Below are 274 nucleotides of genomic sequence, written 5' to 3'. Positions count from 1 at the left end.
CGCGCCGATCGCGCCCGTCGCGTTGATCGGCAGCGCCTTGCCCGACACGCGCTCCGCTTCCTTGCCGATCAATTGCATGAGCTTCACATAGTCGCCCGACAAACCGTTCTGCGCGGCGAGTTCGAACAGTCGCGGCGTGCGCGGATCGATCGGCTTGTGCAGCGGATGACCGAGGCCCGGAATCGGCGTGCCGCGCGCGCGCCAGGCGGCCACGGTATCGACGGCGAGTTTTTCGAGGTCGTCGCATTGCGTCCCATAGGGCAAGATTTCGGAC

At 66.1% G+C, this 274-nt stretch carries 1 pseudogene; it reads right to left on the bottom strand.

The window, feature by feature from the left end:
• A pseudogene (locus SB751_RS30305) lies at positions 1-274 on the bottom strand (citryl-CoA lyase); the annotation flags it as partial.

Source organism: Cupriavidus sp. SIMBA_020 (genome assembly GCF_046535395.1).
GTDB lineage: Bacteria > Pseudomonadota > Gammaproteobacteria > Burkholderiales > Burkholderiaceae > Cupriavidus > Cupriavidus campinensis.
This window is presented reverse-complemented; position numbering and strand designations above follow the sequence as displayed.